Raw genomic sequence first — 14,402 nt, 5'->3', positions numbered from 1 at the left:
CTCAGGAACTGGTGGACTTGCGAATCCAGGCGGAGCCGCCGGAGCGCTGGATGGTGGCGGCCGTAGTGACCGCCGCGTTCGCAGCGAAGTCGAACGGGAAGTCGGAGACGTAGCCGTCGAACAGGAACCAGGTGCGGGTAGACGGAAGCACGAAGTCATCCGCATCGCCAAGCACTGCAGAAGCCGCAGCACCAGTACCAGCCCCGCCGGTGAGGGTGACAGTCGGCTTGCTGGTATACCCGGAGCCAGCATTGGTGATGTTGAAACCGACCACCTTACCGTCGGCGATGATCGCGGTAGCCGCAGCGCCGGTGCCGCCACCGCCAGAGAATGCAACGGTGGGCGCCGTGGTATAGCCCGAGCCGCCATTGCTCAGCTCGATCGCGGCCAGCGCGCCGGCAACCCCAACGGTCGGTTTAATGTCTTTGCCATCGGACCAGCCCACCACCCAGCGAATACTCTCGATAGTGTCGTCTTCCGAGATCTGGTGGAGGCGTACGTGGGAGGCGTTGCGGGGGTCGACGTTGAGGGTCAGCGATGCCTGGCCTGGCGTACGCAGGCCGCGCAGGTACTTACGGACGGTGTCGCTGAGGCAGGTCACCTCGACTTGATCAGCCGGGTTGCCGCCTGGGTTGAACGCCGTTGCGCACTCGATCTCGATGACCTCGAACACGTTTCTGTTTGCGGCTGTGGGCACCAGGGCGTAGATCTGGGTGCCTTGTGCGAGAATCGCCATAGGTTTCTCCAATTGCGGGCAAAAGAAAACCCGCACTGGGCGGGCTATTGGGGTTTGTTGCAGCTCTACCGGTGAACCATCCAGTCCACGTCGAAGCTGGCTCGATAGTTTTTGGTTTCTGGGTCGCGGCGTTCAGCACCCCAGCGGGTGATATAAGCCTCCAGCTCTATCGCATCGCGAATGGCGTCCCTGACTTTCCGAGCGGAATCACCGGTGGCGGCGTACACGTCGACCTGCAATGTGAAACCATCCAAATCCGGGCGGCCAGCCAGGTAATTCTCTGGAATGCCGGTGACGATCTGCCAGACGGCATAAGGCCTGACCACGTCCTGCTCTGCTTCGCCAAACGAATAGAGGCGCATGGCAGCACCAGCGCCGAGCAGCGCAGAGACGGCCGGGCTCTGCAGGCAGGACCTTACGATCGGTGGTGTCATGAGGATGCCGCCTTTTTCGCTGCGCGCCGGATAGCGCGGTCGATTGCCTTCTCGTACTCAGTGACGAAGGTGTTGGTCACCAGGCTAATGTTGTCGGCCAGGGCCGGTCGCATGAATGGGGCAGCCGGCATCTTCTCTGTGCCAAACTCGATCAGGCGCCAGTGCGGTGTCGGCGCATTTGTCGAGGTGTCGACTACCTCGCCCTTCTTCGCCAGCACAGCACCATGTAGCACACCGATCCGAAACCCAAGATCACCGGTGCGCTTGAATAATTGTCCATTCCATCGCAGGGCGATGTTGTCCGAGATGGAGCGGCCAGTGGCACTGTCGTCGATGCGCTCGGCACCCTCCTTGGCCTTTTGCACTACCACCTGCGCAGCCTTTCGAAGCGCTGCACGACCACCCTTTCGGCGAACGTCAAGGCTGACCTCCTTCAGCTTCCCCAGCAGGCTGTCCAGGCCGAGTATGCTGAATTCAGCACCGTCAGCCATCCTTCACCCCCCTCGAGACCAGAATGGTCAGGTACTCCAGACCGGAGTCGGCATCTTCAAGTGGCCGACCTTCGATGCTGTACACTTCGCCTCGGTAGGCAATTCGCATGGTTGGCAAAACGCCTGGGCGGTACCTGATTACCACTCGGGCAGTTGCTTCTGACTGGGCGGCCTGTGCTGCAAGCAGATCTCGGGCAGACAATGGCGTCACTTCGGCCCACACTTTGGCGAACACCTCCCATGCAGGCTCGCCATACTCCAGTGTCTCAGGGTTGCGGGGAGTGACCTTGTGCTGAATTTCGATTCGATGCCGCAATTTCCCTGCTTGAATGCTCATGCCAGTGCCGGATCGCGAAGGTGGTAGAGAAGTGCGGTCACAGGCCTGGGCAGCATGCCTTGCTCAAATTCCCTGTCCTGGTCGTTGTCACGCTGGCTGTAGAGATAGCCCAGCATCATCTTGGTGGCAGCCTTGACCGCATACGGGACCTTGCCCGGAATAGCCTCGCCAGCTGCGTCGAGGTAAACGTCAGCAGCAGACTTGAGGTAACCCCTGACCAGATCGCTGGCTTCATGAATCTTGTCGGTGATATCTGTGTCGTCTGCGTCGTCATCAACCCGCAACTGAATCTTTGCCTGCTCCAAGGTAATGAACATCATGATGCCGATACCCCTTTGGTCAGATCTTTGCCGTCACGACCACGCTTCACGGCCAGCCGCCACCCCTTGCTGCCTAGCTCTCCCGGCTTATCGCTAGTGGCGCAATCGCAGTGCCATAGGCTTCCGCCCCAGGTGACAGTGTCCCCCGGAGCGTAATCACCAGGCGCGAACACACCTCGGTAGATCATCACCGGCAAATCCAGGCATTTTCGGACCTCGCCACCACTGGAAAGCACCAACGCCAGCTCAAACCCTCGCTCCCCTGACTGCTCAACCGACGCCGAGCTCAGCCCTTCGACGATGCACTCCCAGCCCTTCATTCCGTAAGTGCGTTCAAAGGATCGCCACAGGCCGCCAAGGTGCTTGGCATAAGTGCCCCGGGTATAGGACTTATCGGTGACGATCTCCGGCAGAATTTCAAGCTGGAGGGCATCACGGCCTGGCTCACCGTCTTTCGGAATGGTGATCGCCTCCAGGGCCTTGGCAACCTCTTCGGCAATAACCGGGCGAAGGTCTTCAGCAGTGACGCCGACGCCCGGCTCAGCCGGCGGCAAGGCTTCCACAGCCGATTTCACAGCATCAACTATCACTGGCCTGACGTCTTCCAACGTCACCGAAACGCCATCCTTTGGAGTTGGAAGCTTGGCAACCTCTTCAACAATGACTGGACGAAGGTCTTCAGCGGTGACGCTGACGCCAGGCTCAGCCGGCGGCAAGGCTTCCACAGCCGATTTCACCGCATCAACAATCATCGGTTTGACGTCATCCAGCGTCACCGAAGCTCCATCCTTGGGAGTCGGAAGCTTGGCCACCTCTTCAGCCACAGCGAGTCGGACCAATTCGGGGTCGGCATCCTTACCATTTTCCGGGACTGCGATGCGTCGGGCAGCCTCAGCTGCGATTTCCGTGGGGTCGAGAACAGGAATGTTGCCAATCGACTCGCCGAACTCCTTGCGCAAGCCAGCATCACGCTGATCAAGATCCTTGCACAAGTTTTCACGGAAGACGGCCAAGGCCTTTTCCACCAGACCTTTCAACACCGGAGCAAGCGCCTTGGCCTGTGCTTCAAGTTCACGCAGATTCAAGATTCAACTCCTTCTCGATCAGCAGCGCGAACATCCGCGCCTGGTCCTCCAGGCCTTCTTCTGAGGGCTCATCGGGCTTAGGTGGCGGCAGCGCCGTGGCTGCGGGCGGGGTCTTACCGAACGGGTCGGCTTGAGCATCACGCCGAGCGATAGCTGCAAGGCTGTAGTTCTGCTGCTGGATCATTGGCGAGTCACCGCCCTCGACGGGCGCCAAACCAGCCCGCCGACGAGCCTCGTTAGGCTTCATCCAGCCTCCGCTGACGGCATCATTGTTCGCCTTGAAAAGAGTGGGGGTATCCATGCGCAGCAATCCATCCAGGTCGAACTCAGTGCCATATGGCGTCGGCAGTTCAAGCCCTTCGTCCAGGCACAATTCAGCAGCCTCAATCAGCGACTGAAGGCAGTCCGAGTAGTAAGCCTGGTTGGAAACCTCGGCGTTCGCGTTGGTCGGCGCGGATCCAACTCCAACCTTGTAGCCAGGAACATGAAAGGCAGAGCAAACCGTTTCAGCTGACCAACGCAGTTGCTCGATCAGCTGCGAGTCAGCTGCAGAAAGCGCCATAGACTCGTACTTCAAGCCATCGCCCAGGACGGCCACCTTGCCAGCGTTATCGCCTGAAAAGTTGGCGTCCCAATGCTCCTTGAGCCGCTTGGCGGTGTCTTCGCCGATTGCGCCTGGCGCCGTCAGCACACCCCCAGGCTTCGAGCCGTTCTGGAAGAAGCGCGCCGAGTTGTTCTGGATGGCATTTCCCTGCATGGCAGCAAGGCCGCACGCAAAAATGGGAGATATGCCCACCAGCGGGTGGAACAGGCAGTTCATCCGGTCATGGATGATCTCGCTTGCCGGAACGGTCAATCCTTCTTCCAGGGTCGACAGGTTGTCCGCCATCAGGCGGTAGAAGACACTCCCGTCATCCCCGACAAGGGGAACAACGCGGCGCGGATCAAGGACGAACATCTTGATCACCACGCCCCGGCCGTCCCTGATTTTCAGCACATAGGTGTTGCCGCTGGTCAGCTTCGACAGTACCCAGGTCTCGTAGAACTGGATGCGGTTCTGATAGTGATTGGGACGCTTGATCACCGGCGAGAATGAAGGGCTCGTCGCCTCTTGCCAGACACCATCGTCGGTCAGCTTCACCAGTTTCAGGCGAAGCTTCGCAATATCGGAGGCGATCAGGGTGATGCACGCAAACACCGCAGAGAACGCCAGGACAGTGTCCTGCTCAACCTCGACGTTCTTTTGCCAGGCACCGGCAAACGCTTCGCGCACCACACCGAGCCAGCCACCGCGATTATCAGCCGGGCGCAGGCCCTTCTCTTCGGACTTCTTGCCCCAGTTGAAAAGTCTCATCGCGGCTCCACCGGTTATTCAGCCTTCATGTCGCGGCGCTTGTAAGGGCGCTTTGCTGGACCACCAGGCCCTTTTTGTCGGTCTTCACCGTCCGAGTCGGGATCATCGACGCCGTCGGCCAGCTTGGCATTCTTGATTGCCCGTAACACCCTTACATCGCGGGCATGGGCTTCGAAGGAATCACCGGCCAAAAGCTGCTTACCGCCGTATCGAAACTCCTTGAGTGCAACCATTTTCATGGCGTTTTCCTCGAAGAAAGGGCCGGGTATTTCCCGGCCCAGGTGGATCAGGACTCGTAGTTGGCCGAGTCGATGTAGCCCACCGCCTGCAGGCGACGACGCTTCCAGTTGATGAAGCGTTCGGCTCGCAGAGCCACCATATTGTTCTGCCAGAGGCTGACCAGCTCAGTGGCACCTGCAGTAGGAGAGCTGTCCATCTGCAGGGACGCTTCACGACTTACGTCAATGGTGACCCCACCGTCATCCGCAAGCAGGATCTCGGAGGCCTTGGCCAGGATTAGCCGCTGGCCGGCGCCGGTAGCCGGGCTACCCGAACCCGGGTTAGCAGGCACGCTTTCCGACACGATCACCGGCAAGCCCATGAAGGTGCCGCCGTTCATGTCGATGGTCGGGAATTCCAGCTGGCCAAGGGCATTGGTCATCATGCCGATGGTCAGAGCCATGGTCGGGGTCATGATCCAAACCGCACCAGCTGGGGTCATGTTGGCAGCCAGGAACGCAGCAAACAGTCGCTTCACGTCAGACTTGAGGGCATCCGCGGTGGTACCGCTGGCTACGATTGGCGTCACGCCATGAGTGATCGAGGCGGGCGACACCTCAGCCACCTCGGCGATGGCTGGGTCGACGAAAGCAACGTCGAGGAACTGAGCCATAGACGCGGTGAGGTCAGTCTGCACCAGCGCCTCGGCGCTCGGGTTGCTGAAGCGCACCAGTTCGTCGGTCAACACCACGATGCCGGCCGCCTTGGTGAAGCGCAGCGTAGTGGTATCGAACGCCAGGGACGATACCGGCTTCGGCTTACCCTCACCCACCCAGTTGACGCTGGAGCCTGAGGTCTGACCCGGCATTTTGATGTTGAATGGGACCTGGCGTAGGCCCTGGATCTTTCCGATGATGGTCTGAGGACGCAGCAGCTCGATGAACTCGCCTGCCATGGTCTGGTACTCGACCAGCGGGCCAGCCCAGGCCGGGTCGGTGGTGGTGCCGGCCGCCACAGCAGCCTTGAGCACGGTTACCACTTCCGGGGTCGACTCCTCCCAGCCCTTCGCGACCTCGACCGCCTGCATCAGGTTGCCTTTGGAACGCGCCAACGCGATGGCATAGCGAGTGAACGCCGTACCTTTCGGCAAGGTGCGCTCGACGCGGATCACCGCATTGTCACGTACTTCATGGCCCTTCGAAACGCTCATGACACGACCAGACTCAACTGGCTTGGCGCCGGAAGCCATGGATTTTTCCAGGCCACGCAGACGGCCCAGGTGGCCATCGATGGACTTCAGCTCGCCCTCGATGGTGTCGTATTCCTCAGACTCGGAAGCGTCGAGGGTGCGGCCCTCTTCGGCGGCCTTGCTCATGATTGCTTCGAGACGAGCCGCTTTGGCGCCGCGAGTGCTCTCGAAGGACTTGATCTGTTCTTGAATGTTCATGTCGCCCTCCTCGGGCTTCGCAGATTTTCTGATGGTTGCCGAAGCGCCGGCAGGGGTGATGCGCACGACCGGGAGCGCGCTGGTGCCTGTCGCGGCCCGCAGCTCACGGTCGATGGATTTGATGGTCTGGATACTGGCACCGGCGTTAGCCGGAACCGTCACGGCAGAAAGCTCCAGCCACTCCCACTTGAGGAAGCGGCGGCCCCAGCTGCCGTCGATGTTGGCCGACTCGATCGGTGAAAAACCGATGGAAAGGCCGCGGACAAGCTTGGCTTTGATCGACTGCCAGGCTTCATCGAGCCGATCCTTCAAGGTGCCGGGCTCGTCGACCTTGGCCAGTTCCACCGTGACTTCGATTCCCGCGTCAGTCACGGTGGCCTTGGTCACCTGCCCTACCGGCTGGTCGTGGTTGTGCTGCCAGAGGAAGGGGATCGGCAACTTGAATTGCGCGCCCTTTGGCTCAACCACATCGTCCATGCGGTCAGGCGATGGCGTGGTGGCGATGCCTGTAATTACCCGCGCGTCATCGTCCACCGCCTTGATCTCAAGGAGGCTATAGGCTCTGTTCATTGGGTACCCCAGAAATGCAAAGGCCCGCACTTGGCGGGCCTGGCTTAGCCTGTTGGCTACGAGTTGAGGAAAAACATCTGGTACTTCTTGGCCGGCGGCGACGGGTTGGTCGCCATCAGGGACACGGCATTGAGCAATGCCATTACCGGGTCGATCTTGGCGGTGCCGCTGGCCTGCTTGGTGATCAACACCGAGTTGGCACGCGACTCGATGCGGGCATTGCCAACACACCAGTCCATCAGCGGCTGGTCGGCATGAAAAAGCTTACGCTCTGCCAACCTTCTCTCGGCGATGCTGATCGCCCCCACCAGCTTCCACCCCTGCGGAATGCCGAAAATGATCTTCTCGTCGATCTTTCGCTTCAGCAGCTCCTCGAGCATGACCTTGTGGGTTTTCTCAGGATCCATGCCGACGCCAGCCAGAAGTCCGGTGCCATCGATCATTTCAACCACATCAGCAACGGCGGCGACATCACCTGGCAGCTCTTCGATAATCACCAGGTCGCCATCCCGCTCGAAATCGCGGTACTTCGATTCCTCGGATTTTCGACGGTCCAGCGCAATTGGATGCGCCCAGGCAAGCGAACAAGAAAGCCAAACGTCGGAGCCGGATTTGCGCCCCAGCACGGTAAGGCCAAGCAGGTCGTCGAGCCCGCCGCCGTCGATACCCACCGTCACAACTTCCGACTGGTCGAGCAGCGCTTGTAAGCTCAGCGAATCGTCTGCCTGAACCTTCCAGAAGTCCGCGCCGGTCCATCGATCCGAGCGAAGATTCAGGCCGATCTCGATGTTTAAGTGCTTCGCCAGGAATTTCTGTAGCGACCCATCTCCGGCGTTCTGCTTCTTGCGCAGTTCATCCTGCAGCCACTCGGCGCTCACCGAACGCCCCAGGTTGGGGTTGGTGATGTAGAAGTTTTCGGGTTCCAGGTACGACTTGTCCTGAATCATGCTCTTCGGGAACTCATAGAGAATCCCGAGCGTTTTTCGGTCCTCGATGACTCCATCGCGAATGTCACGCCAGTACTGCAGGCGCTCCTTGAAGACGCCAGCCGGCGGCTCATCACTTTGCGTAGTCAGGTAAATGACCCAACCCTCATCCCGCGAGACCTGGCCGCCCAGCGCTTCCATGAACATGGCTTCGGCACCTGGCTTTTTGCCAAACACCCAAAGCTCGTCCACCAGCACCTTGCCAGACTTTTTGCCCGATACCGTGTCGGTATCCGCGGCGACTACTTTCAGGCTGTTCTTCGTCGTGCGATCCGTAATGGTGCGGATGTGATCCTGCACATGGAACATCGCTGAAAGCTCTTCATCTGCACGCACCATGGCGGCTGCCGGCTTGAAAGCGTTATCGGCAACTTCCCTGGTCGGGGCCAGGATCAAATGTTCCTCTTCTTCCCTCCAGCACAAGATCAACGCCGTCAGCATGATCCCTGCGGCAATTGTCGACTTGGTGTTCTTCTTGCTGATCAGCAGGCCGAACTCGCGAATCAGCTGTTTGCCTGTCTCCGAGTCGTATCCGCCGAAGATTGCCCTGACAAAATCGAGCACCCACTCATCACAGCAATCAGCCATCCGAGGCTTGCCAGGCAGATCAGGAACCCTCAGTTCCTTGAAGATCTGTACGGCTCGCTCGGCCTCTTCGACAAAGATGGGAGGCGGAATGATCGACTGCCTACGAACCAACCGCCTTTCCCAGTCCGGGCATGCGGTGGTCCAATCCATCGCTATACCTTCTTACCGTTCGCTGCCGCCAGCCGAGGCGGCGCCTGGCGGGAAAATTTGCTCGCCGCTTTCTCCGCCGCCTTTTGTCGCTCGTCCTTCTTTCCGCCCTCCCCCTTGCGTGGATGGAGGAACGGCATCAGTGCTTTTGCGGCATCGACCCGAAGCTTGGGTTCAGACCCGGCGTCGTTCATCACAGCCAGCAGGAAATCCTTTGGATCTCGATGCAGCAGCGCAGCGCCCAGGTCAAAGCCAGCCTGCTCAGTGTCAGCATCGGGTTCGTCATGGGTCTCTTGAGGCGGTTCCCTGTTAACACCACCTTTAACAGGGTGAAGGGCATTCAACTTGTGCAGTTCATTAACCACGTCCGGGTCTTTCGCCAGCCTTGAACCAGCGGCGGAGGCCGACTTTTCGGGGCATCCAGCTGCAATGGCCGCGTCTCGATTGGACGCACCTCCCCTGACAGCGTCAATGAACCGACGCTTTTTGGGTGTTAAAGCCATTAACAAAAAACTCCAGGGAGGAAAAAATCTGCGAATGAGTTGGGCGCGGTGTCCGAGCGAAAAGGATTTTCAGATCAGACCCACCCCCCACCCAAAACGCCCCAAAAAGGGGCAGAAATCGGGGGTCTGGCGTGCTGCAAATGACCTATCGACGACCTCTAGCCGCCTCGGCTGCAGTCTTCTCCTGGTGGCACGGCACGCACAGGGCCTGAAGGTTGCTGTCATCATCCGAGCCGCCCTCGGCGACGTTGATGATGTGGTCGACCTCAAGGTCTTTGGTGACATGGCCGCAGGCGCGGCAGGTGTACTGGTCGCGCAACAGGATGCGATCCCGAATTCGGCGCCAAGGGCGGCCACCACGACCAGAACCCCATTGAGTCTCGGTGACCTGGGCTACCGGGGCGGACTGCAGCATCGTCACGTTCTGCTTGAGGATATTGAGCTTGGCCATCAGTAACCGCCATTAATGGGCGAGCCGTTTAGGTAAGCAGATGGAGGCTCACCCTCGTCATCCGAACCACCATCAGCCAGAGCCTCGATCAGCGCCAGGTTCTGGGTCGCGATCTGTTCGAGCAGGCCGGTCTGCTTCTGCTGCTGGTCCAGGATCTGCTGGAGCAAAGAGATTGCTTGCTCGTTCACGGGCCACCTTCATCCACTTGTTGATCCATTCGCGCCGAGAGGCGCATCCGCTGCAAGCCATCAGTCACCATCCAATCGGACATGAGTCCCATCACAGTTGAACTCGACTACGAGGCGGGTCACCTCATTGGGCTCCTGGATCAGCTGGACCTTGGCCTGACCAGCCAGAACCTCGCCGCTGAATGCGTCGTGCAGGCAGACATGGCTACCGTGGCGCTTGACCACCAGTGGTCGAGAGGACAGCAGGTAACTCAGCCGTGATTGATCTTCTTTCTTCATGGTCAGCCCTGCGCCTTGCGAGACAAGAAAATGTCGGAGTAGCCGCGAAGCTTCTCCACACCCATGAAGCCAACCATACCGCCGGCGAAGGTGGCCATGCCCTGCGGCAGGCCCATCCATTCGAGCAGCGGCACCAGAGCCAGGGTGATGAGGCCGCACAAGGCGCCCTCCAAAAACATCTGCCGTCGGGTTCCGCCGCCATACACCACCCGAAGAACGGCGATCGCTACGGACAGGCCGGCAGCATACAGCTGAGGCTGGTGGGCAAGCACCCAGGCGATTACTGCGGCCCACAGGCCAGGGTCCTTCTCGGGCATGTTTGGCATCTCGGTTCCTCCCTTTTGGGGAGCGGATTAGGTTCGGCCCCAACAGCACTCCCAGCTCGGGGCGATGGGTGTGGTGGAGCCGAAAACGAAAAAGCCCCGGGCAAATGCCGAGGCTTGGAATTGGTGCGGAGGGCCGGTGCTTCCCGGCTTAATGGTCTGGATCGCTGGGTCACGTACCCCAGACTCTCATCGCGTAGCCGATTAGGGAGCGCACGGCTTTGATCGACGCCACTACCGACTTAGCCCAGCTGCCTGGGCGGGTCATCCGCAGAAGCGAAAAACCCCAACACAATGGTCGGGGTTCGTCTGTGTCGCGTTGCTTGCAAGCTGGACACGCTGCTATGAAAACAGGTGTTTATCCGCGCGGAAAGCTTTTTATGCAGCCTCTCGCAATTGCTCCATTGCGCAGTCGATCCAGGCCACTCCAGTGTTGATCAGCTCGCGTGCTTTGGCTTCACCAATGTTGTGCTCGCGAGCGATCCGGAGCGCCGGCCACTTAGCACCGAAGTACAGCCACACGAAGCCGCCCATCTGCGGGTTGCGCTTGTTCAGCCTGGCTACAGCGCCGTCCACCGCGAGCGCCAGATCATCCGTGATCACGTATTGCTTGAGACCTCCTTCCGCAGGCGCGTGCTCCTTCATAAGCGCATACAGCGGGCATACATACTGAGGCACGCCCATACCGTCCATGCGCCACCATCCCCATTGCTCGAGCATGTACGCGGTGTCACCAAGGGCCTTGTCTACGTAGGTGCGTTTTTTCATGTCCTTCCCCCTCAATCCCCGGTGTAGTTGGTGCCGCCGGCGCCGCGCCGGTTGCTTCCCTGATATGTAGCCTCAGGCCCGGATGCCTGAGGGTTCTTCAACTGCTCGATCTGCCGGTTCGCGGCCTGCAACTTCAGGCTGAGCTGGGTCACCAGTTCATCCAGGGCCAGGGCCTCGCCAGTTGCAGCCGCTACCCAGCCAGAGGCGTTGCAGTGGTCGCATGGCAGTTCGTGAAACAGGCCCTGAGTGACCGCTCTCCCACGGCACAAAGGGCATTTATCCAACTCGATCACGGCCTTCTTGAAGGCTGGGCCGTGGGTCTTCTTCATTCCTTAGAATCCTCGACCTTTTCGCAGCGGAAGGTCTTGCTACCCACGTAGAAACCACCCAGGCGCTCGCACTCAGCAGCGACCGTGTAATGGGCACGAACCCAGCCGATGTAGTAGGCCAGCAACAGGCCCGAGGCCTGGTATGCGAATTCGCCAATAGTCATTTCGAATCCTCGCTTATGGTGGATACCGGAAGTCCGTCGAAGCCCGCACGCTCTACGGCCTTGCAGAGAATCCATGAATCCATTGATCTATCACCGGTCAATCCGTGAACCGAGGCGAAACCCTTCTGATCAAGGTGGGCGTGCCACTTCTCTAGCGCCTCACGCTTGCGAGCCATGACGTCGGACTGGATGTACACCTTCACGTTGTGGCCCATGGCATGGTTGATCAGCAGCTCCCCCACCAAGTGGTCGACGCCCAGGTCAGCCCAACCGGTTCGGGCCAGCTTGCGCAGGTCGTGGCTGGTCCACTCGCCCTGCCCCATGACCGTAAACACGGCGGATGCCTTCGCCTCGCTCATGGGCTTGCCCTGGCGCCCCGGGAACAGAAACTCGCCGTCGTAGCCTTCGTTGCGCTGGATCTCGCGGTAGGCCATCAGCAGGAAACGCACTTGGTCGGTCAGGGGCAGACGGTGCTGCACGCTGGTCTTGGTGTGCTCGGCGGGAATAAACCACTCTCGCTCGGCCAGGCTGATGTGGCTCCAGCGGGCCAGGCGGGTTTCGCCCAGTCGGGTGCCATGGCACAGCATCATCAGGGCCAGCACGCCATGCTGCGGCCGGTTGGCCAGCGTGCTCTTCATCCGGGCCATCAGGTCGTCGAGGTGCACACCACGCAGGCGCGATGGCTTGACCGTGACCTTGGCCTTGGAGAAGTCACCAAAGCGGATGCCGGCCATGGGGTTGGAGCTGATCAGGCCTAGCTTGAAGGCCTGACGGAACGACAGAGCCAGCAGCTGGAACACCAGTCGCACATAGTCGATCGACAGCGACTCTTGCAGCGGCCACATCAGCTCGCGGTCGAGCAGCGCCTTGTCGATCTGGGCCAGCGGGATCTGGCTGAGGCGCGGCACCAGATGCTGCTTAATCGCCGACGCCGCCGTGCTCTTGCGCTTGGTCGACAGGTTGCGGTCGCGGGACATGCGCTCAGCGAACCAGGCCAGCAGCTCACCGGTGAGTACCCAGCTCGACAGGCTCGATCCTTCGCCGGCTTCCAGGCGCAGGCGGATGTCGGGCAGCGCAGCGGCCACCTTGGCAGCGCTCAGCTCAGGGTATGAGCCGATCAGGTTCCACTTGCCCTTGTGGATCAGGTACCACGACCCGCGCTCGCGGGAGCGGTGAAAGCGGAAATACAGGCCGTGGTTGCCCAGGGCGCGCAGGTCGCGCACCTGGCCGGCGGCCTGCCGGCGAATCTCTGCATCGCTGATCTTCACAGCGGCGGTATTGGTCATGCTGCAACCTCCGTTTTTGGCAGGGCCAGGTACGCCCTCAGGCACTCCATGGCGTCGAAATGCCCCTGACACACAACTGCCAGGTAGCCTTGGTCGTTCAGCCGGCGAATGCATGCTTGCTGACTGGATGAGACGGGCGCCGGATCGACTGTCGCCTTGAACTCGATGTACAGGCCGAAATACCCGCCGCGGGCCATGGTCAGGACCAAGTCGGGAATGCCGGCCTTCACGCCCTGCGCCTTGAGCTTGAGAGCCACGCCCTTGTGCCGGTGGCCGCCATTCGGGACGTGGTAAATCAGCTCGTACACCTCGGGATAGCGCAGCTGGATCTCTTCGAGCAGGGCAGCCTGCTCCTGCCCTTCCCGGTCGACGGGCTTGGCGCGAGCCAGCTTGGCCTTGAACGGGCGAATGGCGGGCGAATTCATGCGATCAGCACCCCCTCATTGAGCAGCAGCGCCTGGGTGCGCATGACGCCCTCGGCGTGGTACCGGCGTGCGGTGTCGCGGTCCACTGCCCGGCTGCGTCCGTCGCAAGCGTCGTGGCAAGCGCTGCAGCACCAGGCGCCTTGCAGGTCGTGCGGCTTCTTGCCAACGCCGCAGGTGCCGGCCAGGCGGTAGTGCGCAAGGACGGTGGTCTCGGGGTTGCCGTTGCACACGCCGGGAATGCGCACCTGGCACTCACGCCCCCGCGCGGCCTTGGTCAGCTTGGACTGGCGCATCAGATCGCCTCCCGGCCGCGGTGGGACGCCCAGTCGAACGGCAGGACGATACCGCCGCCCTCCCGCAGCCGGTCGGCCGATCGCTCGCCCATAGCCGCTGGCAACTCCTTCGCGCCAAGGTTGGAAATCACGATGGTCGGCAGCATCCGCTCGTAGCGACCGTTGATGATCGAGAACAGCCGGCTCAGCTCGAAATCGCTCGGGGCCTCCTTGCTCGCTCCGACTTCATCGAGAACCAGCAGTGACGGGCGAATCAATGCGTCAAGGATGCTCCCCTCGCTCTGGCCGGAACCGCCATCGAACGTGGCGCGGATGGCCTGCAGGATTCCACCAAGGGTCCGATAGGCAGCCGTATGGGTGGAATTGGCCATCACGGCTTGGGCGATAGACACGCCAAGATGCGTTTTGCCGGTGCCGGGGTTACCTGATCTACAGGGGGCCGCGATGAGCAAGCCGCACGCACGAACCAGCACCGGCGCAAAAGTCACTATCACCATTGAGATGACGAATCTCGGCTCATGGGGCCCGGACTGCACCCTGGACCAGGTCTACCGCCAAGCACGCGAAGCGGCAATTGGGCGATTGAATAACGTCTTCAAGGCTCACGTCGCCACAACCCGCATCCTGGGCCCGGTGATCGTCGAAGCCGTCACCACCGACCTCGAGAAGCGCTAACCCT

The 14,402-nt window shown here is 60.6% G+C and carries 22 protein-coding genes and 2 pseudogenes; 1 reads left to right on the top strand and 23 read right to left on the bottom strand.

Going from position 1 to position 14,402, the window contains the following annotated elements:
* Position 1 precedes the first annotated feature (1 nt).
* From BJQ17_RS32600 to BJQ17_RS19190, 23 genes and pseudogenes are all read right to left on the bottom strand, one after another.
* Positions 2-448 (bottom strand): phage tail tube protein, encoded by a 447-nt coding sequence (locus tag BJQ17_RS32600; protein WP_375731040.1) that lies wholly within the window; start codon positions 446-448, stop codon positions 2-4.
* A gap of 93 nt (positions 449-541) precedes the next feature.
* Positions 542-736: pseudogene (locus BJQ17_RS32595) on the bottom strand (phage tail tube protein); the annotation flags it as partial.
* 65 nt (positions 737-801) lie between these two features.
* Positions 802-1,170, bottom strand: coding sequence for a DUF3168 domain-containing protein (locus tag BJQ17_RS19285; protein ID WP_070096487.1), 369 nt, complete (start codon positions 1,168-1,170; stop codon positions 802-804).
* A complete protein-coding gene (locus tag BJQ17_RS19280; protein ID WP_070096486.1) occupies positions 1,167-1,661 on the bottom strand; it encodes an HK97-gp10 family putative phage morphogenesis protein in 495 nt (164 codons plus the stop codon). The genes BJQ17_RS19285 and BJQ17_RS19280 overlap by 4 nt, the downstream gene beginning before the upstream one ends.
* On the bottom strand, positions 1,654-1,992 hold the full coding sequence (locus tag BJQ17_RS19275; RefSeq protein WP_070096509.1) for a phage head closure protein: 339 nt from the start codon (positions 1,990-1,992) through the stop codon (positions 1,654-1,656). Before BJQ17_RS19275 ends, BJQ17_RS19280 begins: the two co-directional genes overlap by 8 nt.
* A gap of 2 nt (positions 1,993-1,994) precedes the next feature.
* Entirely contained in the window at positions 1,995-2,318 is a 324-nt protein-coding gene (locus tag BJQ17_RS19270) for a head-tail connector protein (RefSeq protein ID WP_070096485.1), read from the bottom strand.
* Complete coding sequence (locus BJQ17_RS19265) at positions 2,315-3,403, bottom strand: phage portal protein (RefSeq protein ID WP_070096484.1); 1,089 nt, start codon at positions 3,401-3,403, stop codon at positions 2,315-2,317. Before BJQ17_RS19265 ends, BJQ17_RS19270 begins: the two co-directional genes overlap by 4 nt.
* The gene (locus BJQ17_RS19260) at positions 3,390-4,757 is read right to left on the bottom strand and encodes a phage portal protein (protein ID WP_070096483.1); all 1,368 of its coding nucleotides are present in this window, start codon (positions 4,755-4,757) and stop codon (positions 3,390-3,392) included. The genes BJQ17_RS19265 and BJQ17_RS19260 overlap by 14 nt, the downstream gene beginning before the upstream one ends.
* 14 nt (positions 4,758-4,771) lie before the next feature.
* Complete coding sequence (locus tag BJQ17_RS19255) at positions 4,772-4,990, bottom strand: hypothetical protein (protein ID WP_070096508.1); 219 nt, start codon at positions 4,988-4,990, stop codon at positions 4,772-4,774.
* A gap of 53 nt (positions 4,991-5,043) precedes the next feature.
* On the bottom strand, positions 5,044-6,993 hold the full coding sequence (locus BJQ17_RS19250; protein WP_070096482.1) for a phage major capsid protein: 1,950 nt from the start codon (positions 6,991-6,993) through the stop codon (positions 5,044-5,046).
* 56 nt (positions 6,994-7,049) lie between these two features.
* Positions 7,050-8,717 carry a terminase large subunit gene (locus tag BJQ17_RS19245; protein ID WP_070096481.1) on the bottom strand — a complete coding sequence of 556 codons (1,668 nt, stop codon included), beginning with the start codon at positions 8,715-8,717 and terminating at the stop codon, positions 7,050-7,052.
* Between the two features lie 2 nt (positions 8,718-8,719).
* A complete protein-coding gene (locus BJQ17_RS19240) occupies positions 8,720-9,217 on the bottom strand; it encodes a terminase (protein ID WP_070096480.1) in 498 nt (165 codons plus the stop codon).
* Between the two features lie 145 nt (positions 9,218-9,362).
* On the bottom strand, positions 9,363-9,668 hold the full coding sequence (locus BJQ17_RS19235) for an HNH endonuclease (protein ID WP_070096479.1): 306 nt from the start codon (positions 9,666-9,668) through the stop codon (positions 9,363-9,365).
* A complete protein-coding gene (locus tag BJQ17_RS19230) occupies positions 9,668-9,856 on the bottom strand; it encodes a hypothetical protein (protein ID WP_070096478.1) in 189 nt (62 codons plus the stop codon). Before BJQ17_RS19230 ends, BJQ17_RS19235 begins: the two co-directional genes overlap by 1 nt.
* 60 nt (positions 9,857-9,916) lie before the next feature.
* Entirely contained in the window at positions 9,917-10,135 is a 219-nt protein-coding gene (locus BJQ17_RS19225) for a hypothetical protein (protein WP_070096477.1), read from the bottom strand.
* Between the two features lie 2 nt (positions 10,136-10,137).
* Positions 10,138-10,461: a phage holin, lambda family gene (locus BJQ17_RS19220; protein ID WP_070096476.1), complete on the bottom strand. Its 324-nt coding sequence runs from the start codon at positions 10,459-10,461 to the stop codon at positions 10,138-10,140.
* A gap of 375 nt (positions 10,462-10,836) precedes the next feature.
* Positions 10,837-11,226: an antiterminator Q family protein gene (locus BJQ17_RS19215; RefSeq protein ID WP_070096475.1), complete on the bottom strand. Its 390-nt coding sequence runs from the start codon at positions 11,224-11,226 to the stop codon at positions 10,837-10,839.
* 11 nt (positions 11,227-11,237) lie between these two features.
* Positions 11,238-11,555, bottom strand: a complete 318-nt coding sequence (locus BJQ17_RS19210) for a hypothetical protein (protein ID WP_070096474.1) — start codon at positions 11,553-11,555, stop codon at positions 11,238-11,240.
* Entirely contained in the window at positions 11,552-11,719 is a 168-nt protein-coding gene (locus BJQ17_RS31725; protein WP_175442744.1) for a hypothetical protein, read from the bottom strand. Before BJQ17_RS31725 ends, BJQ17_RS19210 begins: the two co-directional genes overlap by 4 nt.
* Positions 11,716-13,005, bottom strand: coding sequence for a site-specific integrase (locus tag BJQ17_RS19205; RefSeq protein WP_070096473.1), 1,290 nt, complete (start codon positions 13,003-13,005; stop codon positions 11,716-11,718). The genes BJQ17_RS31725 and BJQ17_RS19205 overlap by 4 nt, the downstream gene beginning before the upstream one ends.
* Positions 13,002-13,430 carry a VRR-NUC domain-containing protein gene (locus tag BJQ17_RS19200; RefSeq protein WP_070096472.1) on the bottom strand — a complete coding sequence of 143 codons (429 nt, stop codon included), beginning with the start codon at positions 13,428-13,430 and terminating at the stop codon, positions 13,002-13,004. Before BJQ17_RS19200 ends, BJQ17_RS19205 begins: the two co-directional genes overlap by 4 nt.
* On the bottom strand, positions 13,427-13,723 hold the full coding sequence (locus BJQ17_RS19195) for a DUF1364 domain-containing protein (RefSeq protein ID WP_070096471.1): 297 nt from the start codon (positions 13,721-13,723) through the stop codon (positions 13,427-13,429). The genes BJQ17_RS19200 and BJQ17_RS19195 overlap by 4 nt, the downstream gene beginning before the upstream one ends.
* Positions 13,723-14,148 (bottom strand): annotated as a pseudogene (locus tag BJQ17_RS19190) (ATP-binding protein); the annotation flags it as partial. The pseudogene BJQ17_RS19190 and the gene BJQ17_RS19195, both read right to left, overlap by 1 nt.
* 19 nt (positions 14,149-14,167) lie before the next feature.
* Between BJQ17_RS19190 and BJQ17_RS19185 the strand changes: the two are divergent.
* Entirely contained in the window at positions 14,168-14,398 is a 231-nt protein-coding gene (locus BJQ17_RS19185; protein ID WP_070096470.1) for a hypothetical protein, read from the top strand.
* Positions 14,399-14,402 lie beyond the last annotated feature (4 nt).

This window comes from Pseudomonas sp. NBRC 111139, assembly GCF_001753955.1.
Lineage (GTDB): Bacteria > Pseudomonadota > Gammaproteobacteria > Pseudomonadales > Pseudomonadaceae > Aquipseudomonas > Aquipseudomonas alloputida.
Note: the sequence above shows the minus strand (reverse complement) of the source record. Positions and strands in the feature narration are given on the sequence as shown.

Excerpts from the sequence above, each read along its gene's own strand:
- BJQ17_RS19285 (WP_070096487.1), bottom strand. The coding sequence starts at position 1,170 with ATGACACCACCGATCGTAAGGTCCTGCCTGCAGAGCCCGGCCGTCTCT.
- BJQ17_RS19280 (WP_070096486.1), bottom strand. The coding sequence starts at position 1,661 with ATGGCTGACGGTGCTGAATTCAGCATACTCGGCCTGGACAGCCTGCTG.
- BJQ17_RS19270 (WP_070096485.1), bottom strand. The coding sequence starts at position 2,318 with ATGATGTTCATTACCTTGGAGCAGGCAAAGATTCAGTTGCGGGTTGAT.
- BJQ17_RS19260 (WP_070096483.1), bottom strand. The coding sequence starts at position 4,757 with ATGAGACTTTTCAACTGGGGCAAGAAGTCCGAAGAGAAGGGCCTGCGC.
- BJQ17_RS19255 (WP_070096508.1), bottom strand. The coding sequence starts at position 4,990 with ATGGTTGCACTCAAGGAGTTTCGATACGGCGGTAAGCAGCTTTTGGCC.
- BJQ17_RS19250 (WP_070096482.1), bottom strand. The coding sequence starts at position 6,993 with ATGAACAGAGCCTATAGCCTCCTTGAGATCAAGGCGGTGGACGATGAC.
- BJQ17_RS19245 (WP_070096481.1), bottom strand. The coding sequence starts at position 8,717 with ATGGATTGGACCACCGCATGCCCGGACTGGGAAAGGCGGTTGGTTCGT.
- BJQ17_RS19240 (WP_070096480.1), bottom strand. The coding sequence starts at position 9,217 with ATGGCTTTAACACCCAAAAAGCGTCGGTTCATTGACGCTGTCAGGGGA.
- BJQ17_RS19235 (WP_070096479.1), bottom strand. The coding sequence starts at position 9,668 with ATGGCCAAGCTCAATATCCTCAAGCAGAACGTGACGATGCTGCAGTCC.
- BJQ17_RS19225 (WP_070096477.1), bottom strand. The coding sequence starts at position 10,135 with ATGAAGAAAGAAGATCAATCACGGCTGAGTTACCTGCTGTCCTCTCGA.
- BJQ17_RS19220 (WP_070096476.1), bottom strand. The coding sequence starts at position 10,461 with ATGCCAAACATGCCCGAGAAGGACCCTGGCCTGTGGGCCGCAGTAATC.
- BJQ17_RS19215 (WP_070096475.1), bottom strand. The coding sequence starts at position 11,226 with ATGAAAAAACGCACCTACGTAGACAAGGCCCTTGGTGACACCGCGTAC.
- BJQ17_RS19210 (WP_070096474.1), bottom strand. The coding sequence starts at position 11,555 with ATGAAGAAGACCCACGGCCCAGCCTTCAAGAAGGCCGTGATCGAGTTG.
- BJQ17_RS31725 (WP_175442744.1), bottom strand. The coding sequence starts at position 11,719 with ATGACTATTGGCGAATTCGCATACCAGGCCTCGGGCCTGTTGCTGGCC.
- BJQ17_RS19205 (WP_070096473.1), bottom strand. The coding sequence starts at position 13,005 with ATGACCAATACCGCCGCTGTGAAGATCAGCGATGCAGAGATTCGCCGG.
- BJQ17_RS19200 (WP_070096472.1), bottom strand. The coding sequence starts at position 13,430 with ATGAATTCGCCCGCCATTCGCCCGTTCAAGGCCAAGCTGGCTCGCGCC.
- BJQ17_RS19195 (WP_070096471.1), bottom strand. The coding sequence starts at position 13,723 with ATGCGCCAGTCCAAGCTGACCAAGGCCGCGCGGGGGCGTGAGTGCCAG.
- BJQ17_RS19185 (WP_070096470.1), top strand. The coding sequence starts at position 14,168 with ATGAGCAAGCCGCACGCACGAACCAGCACCGGCGCAAAAGTCACTATC.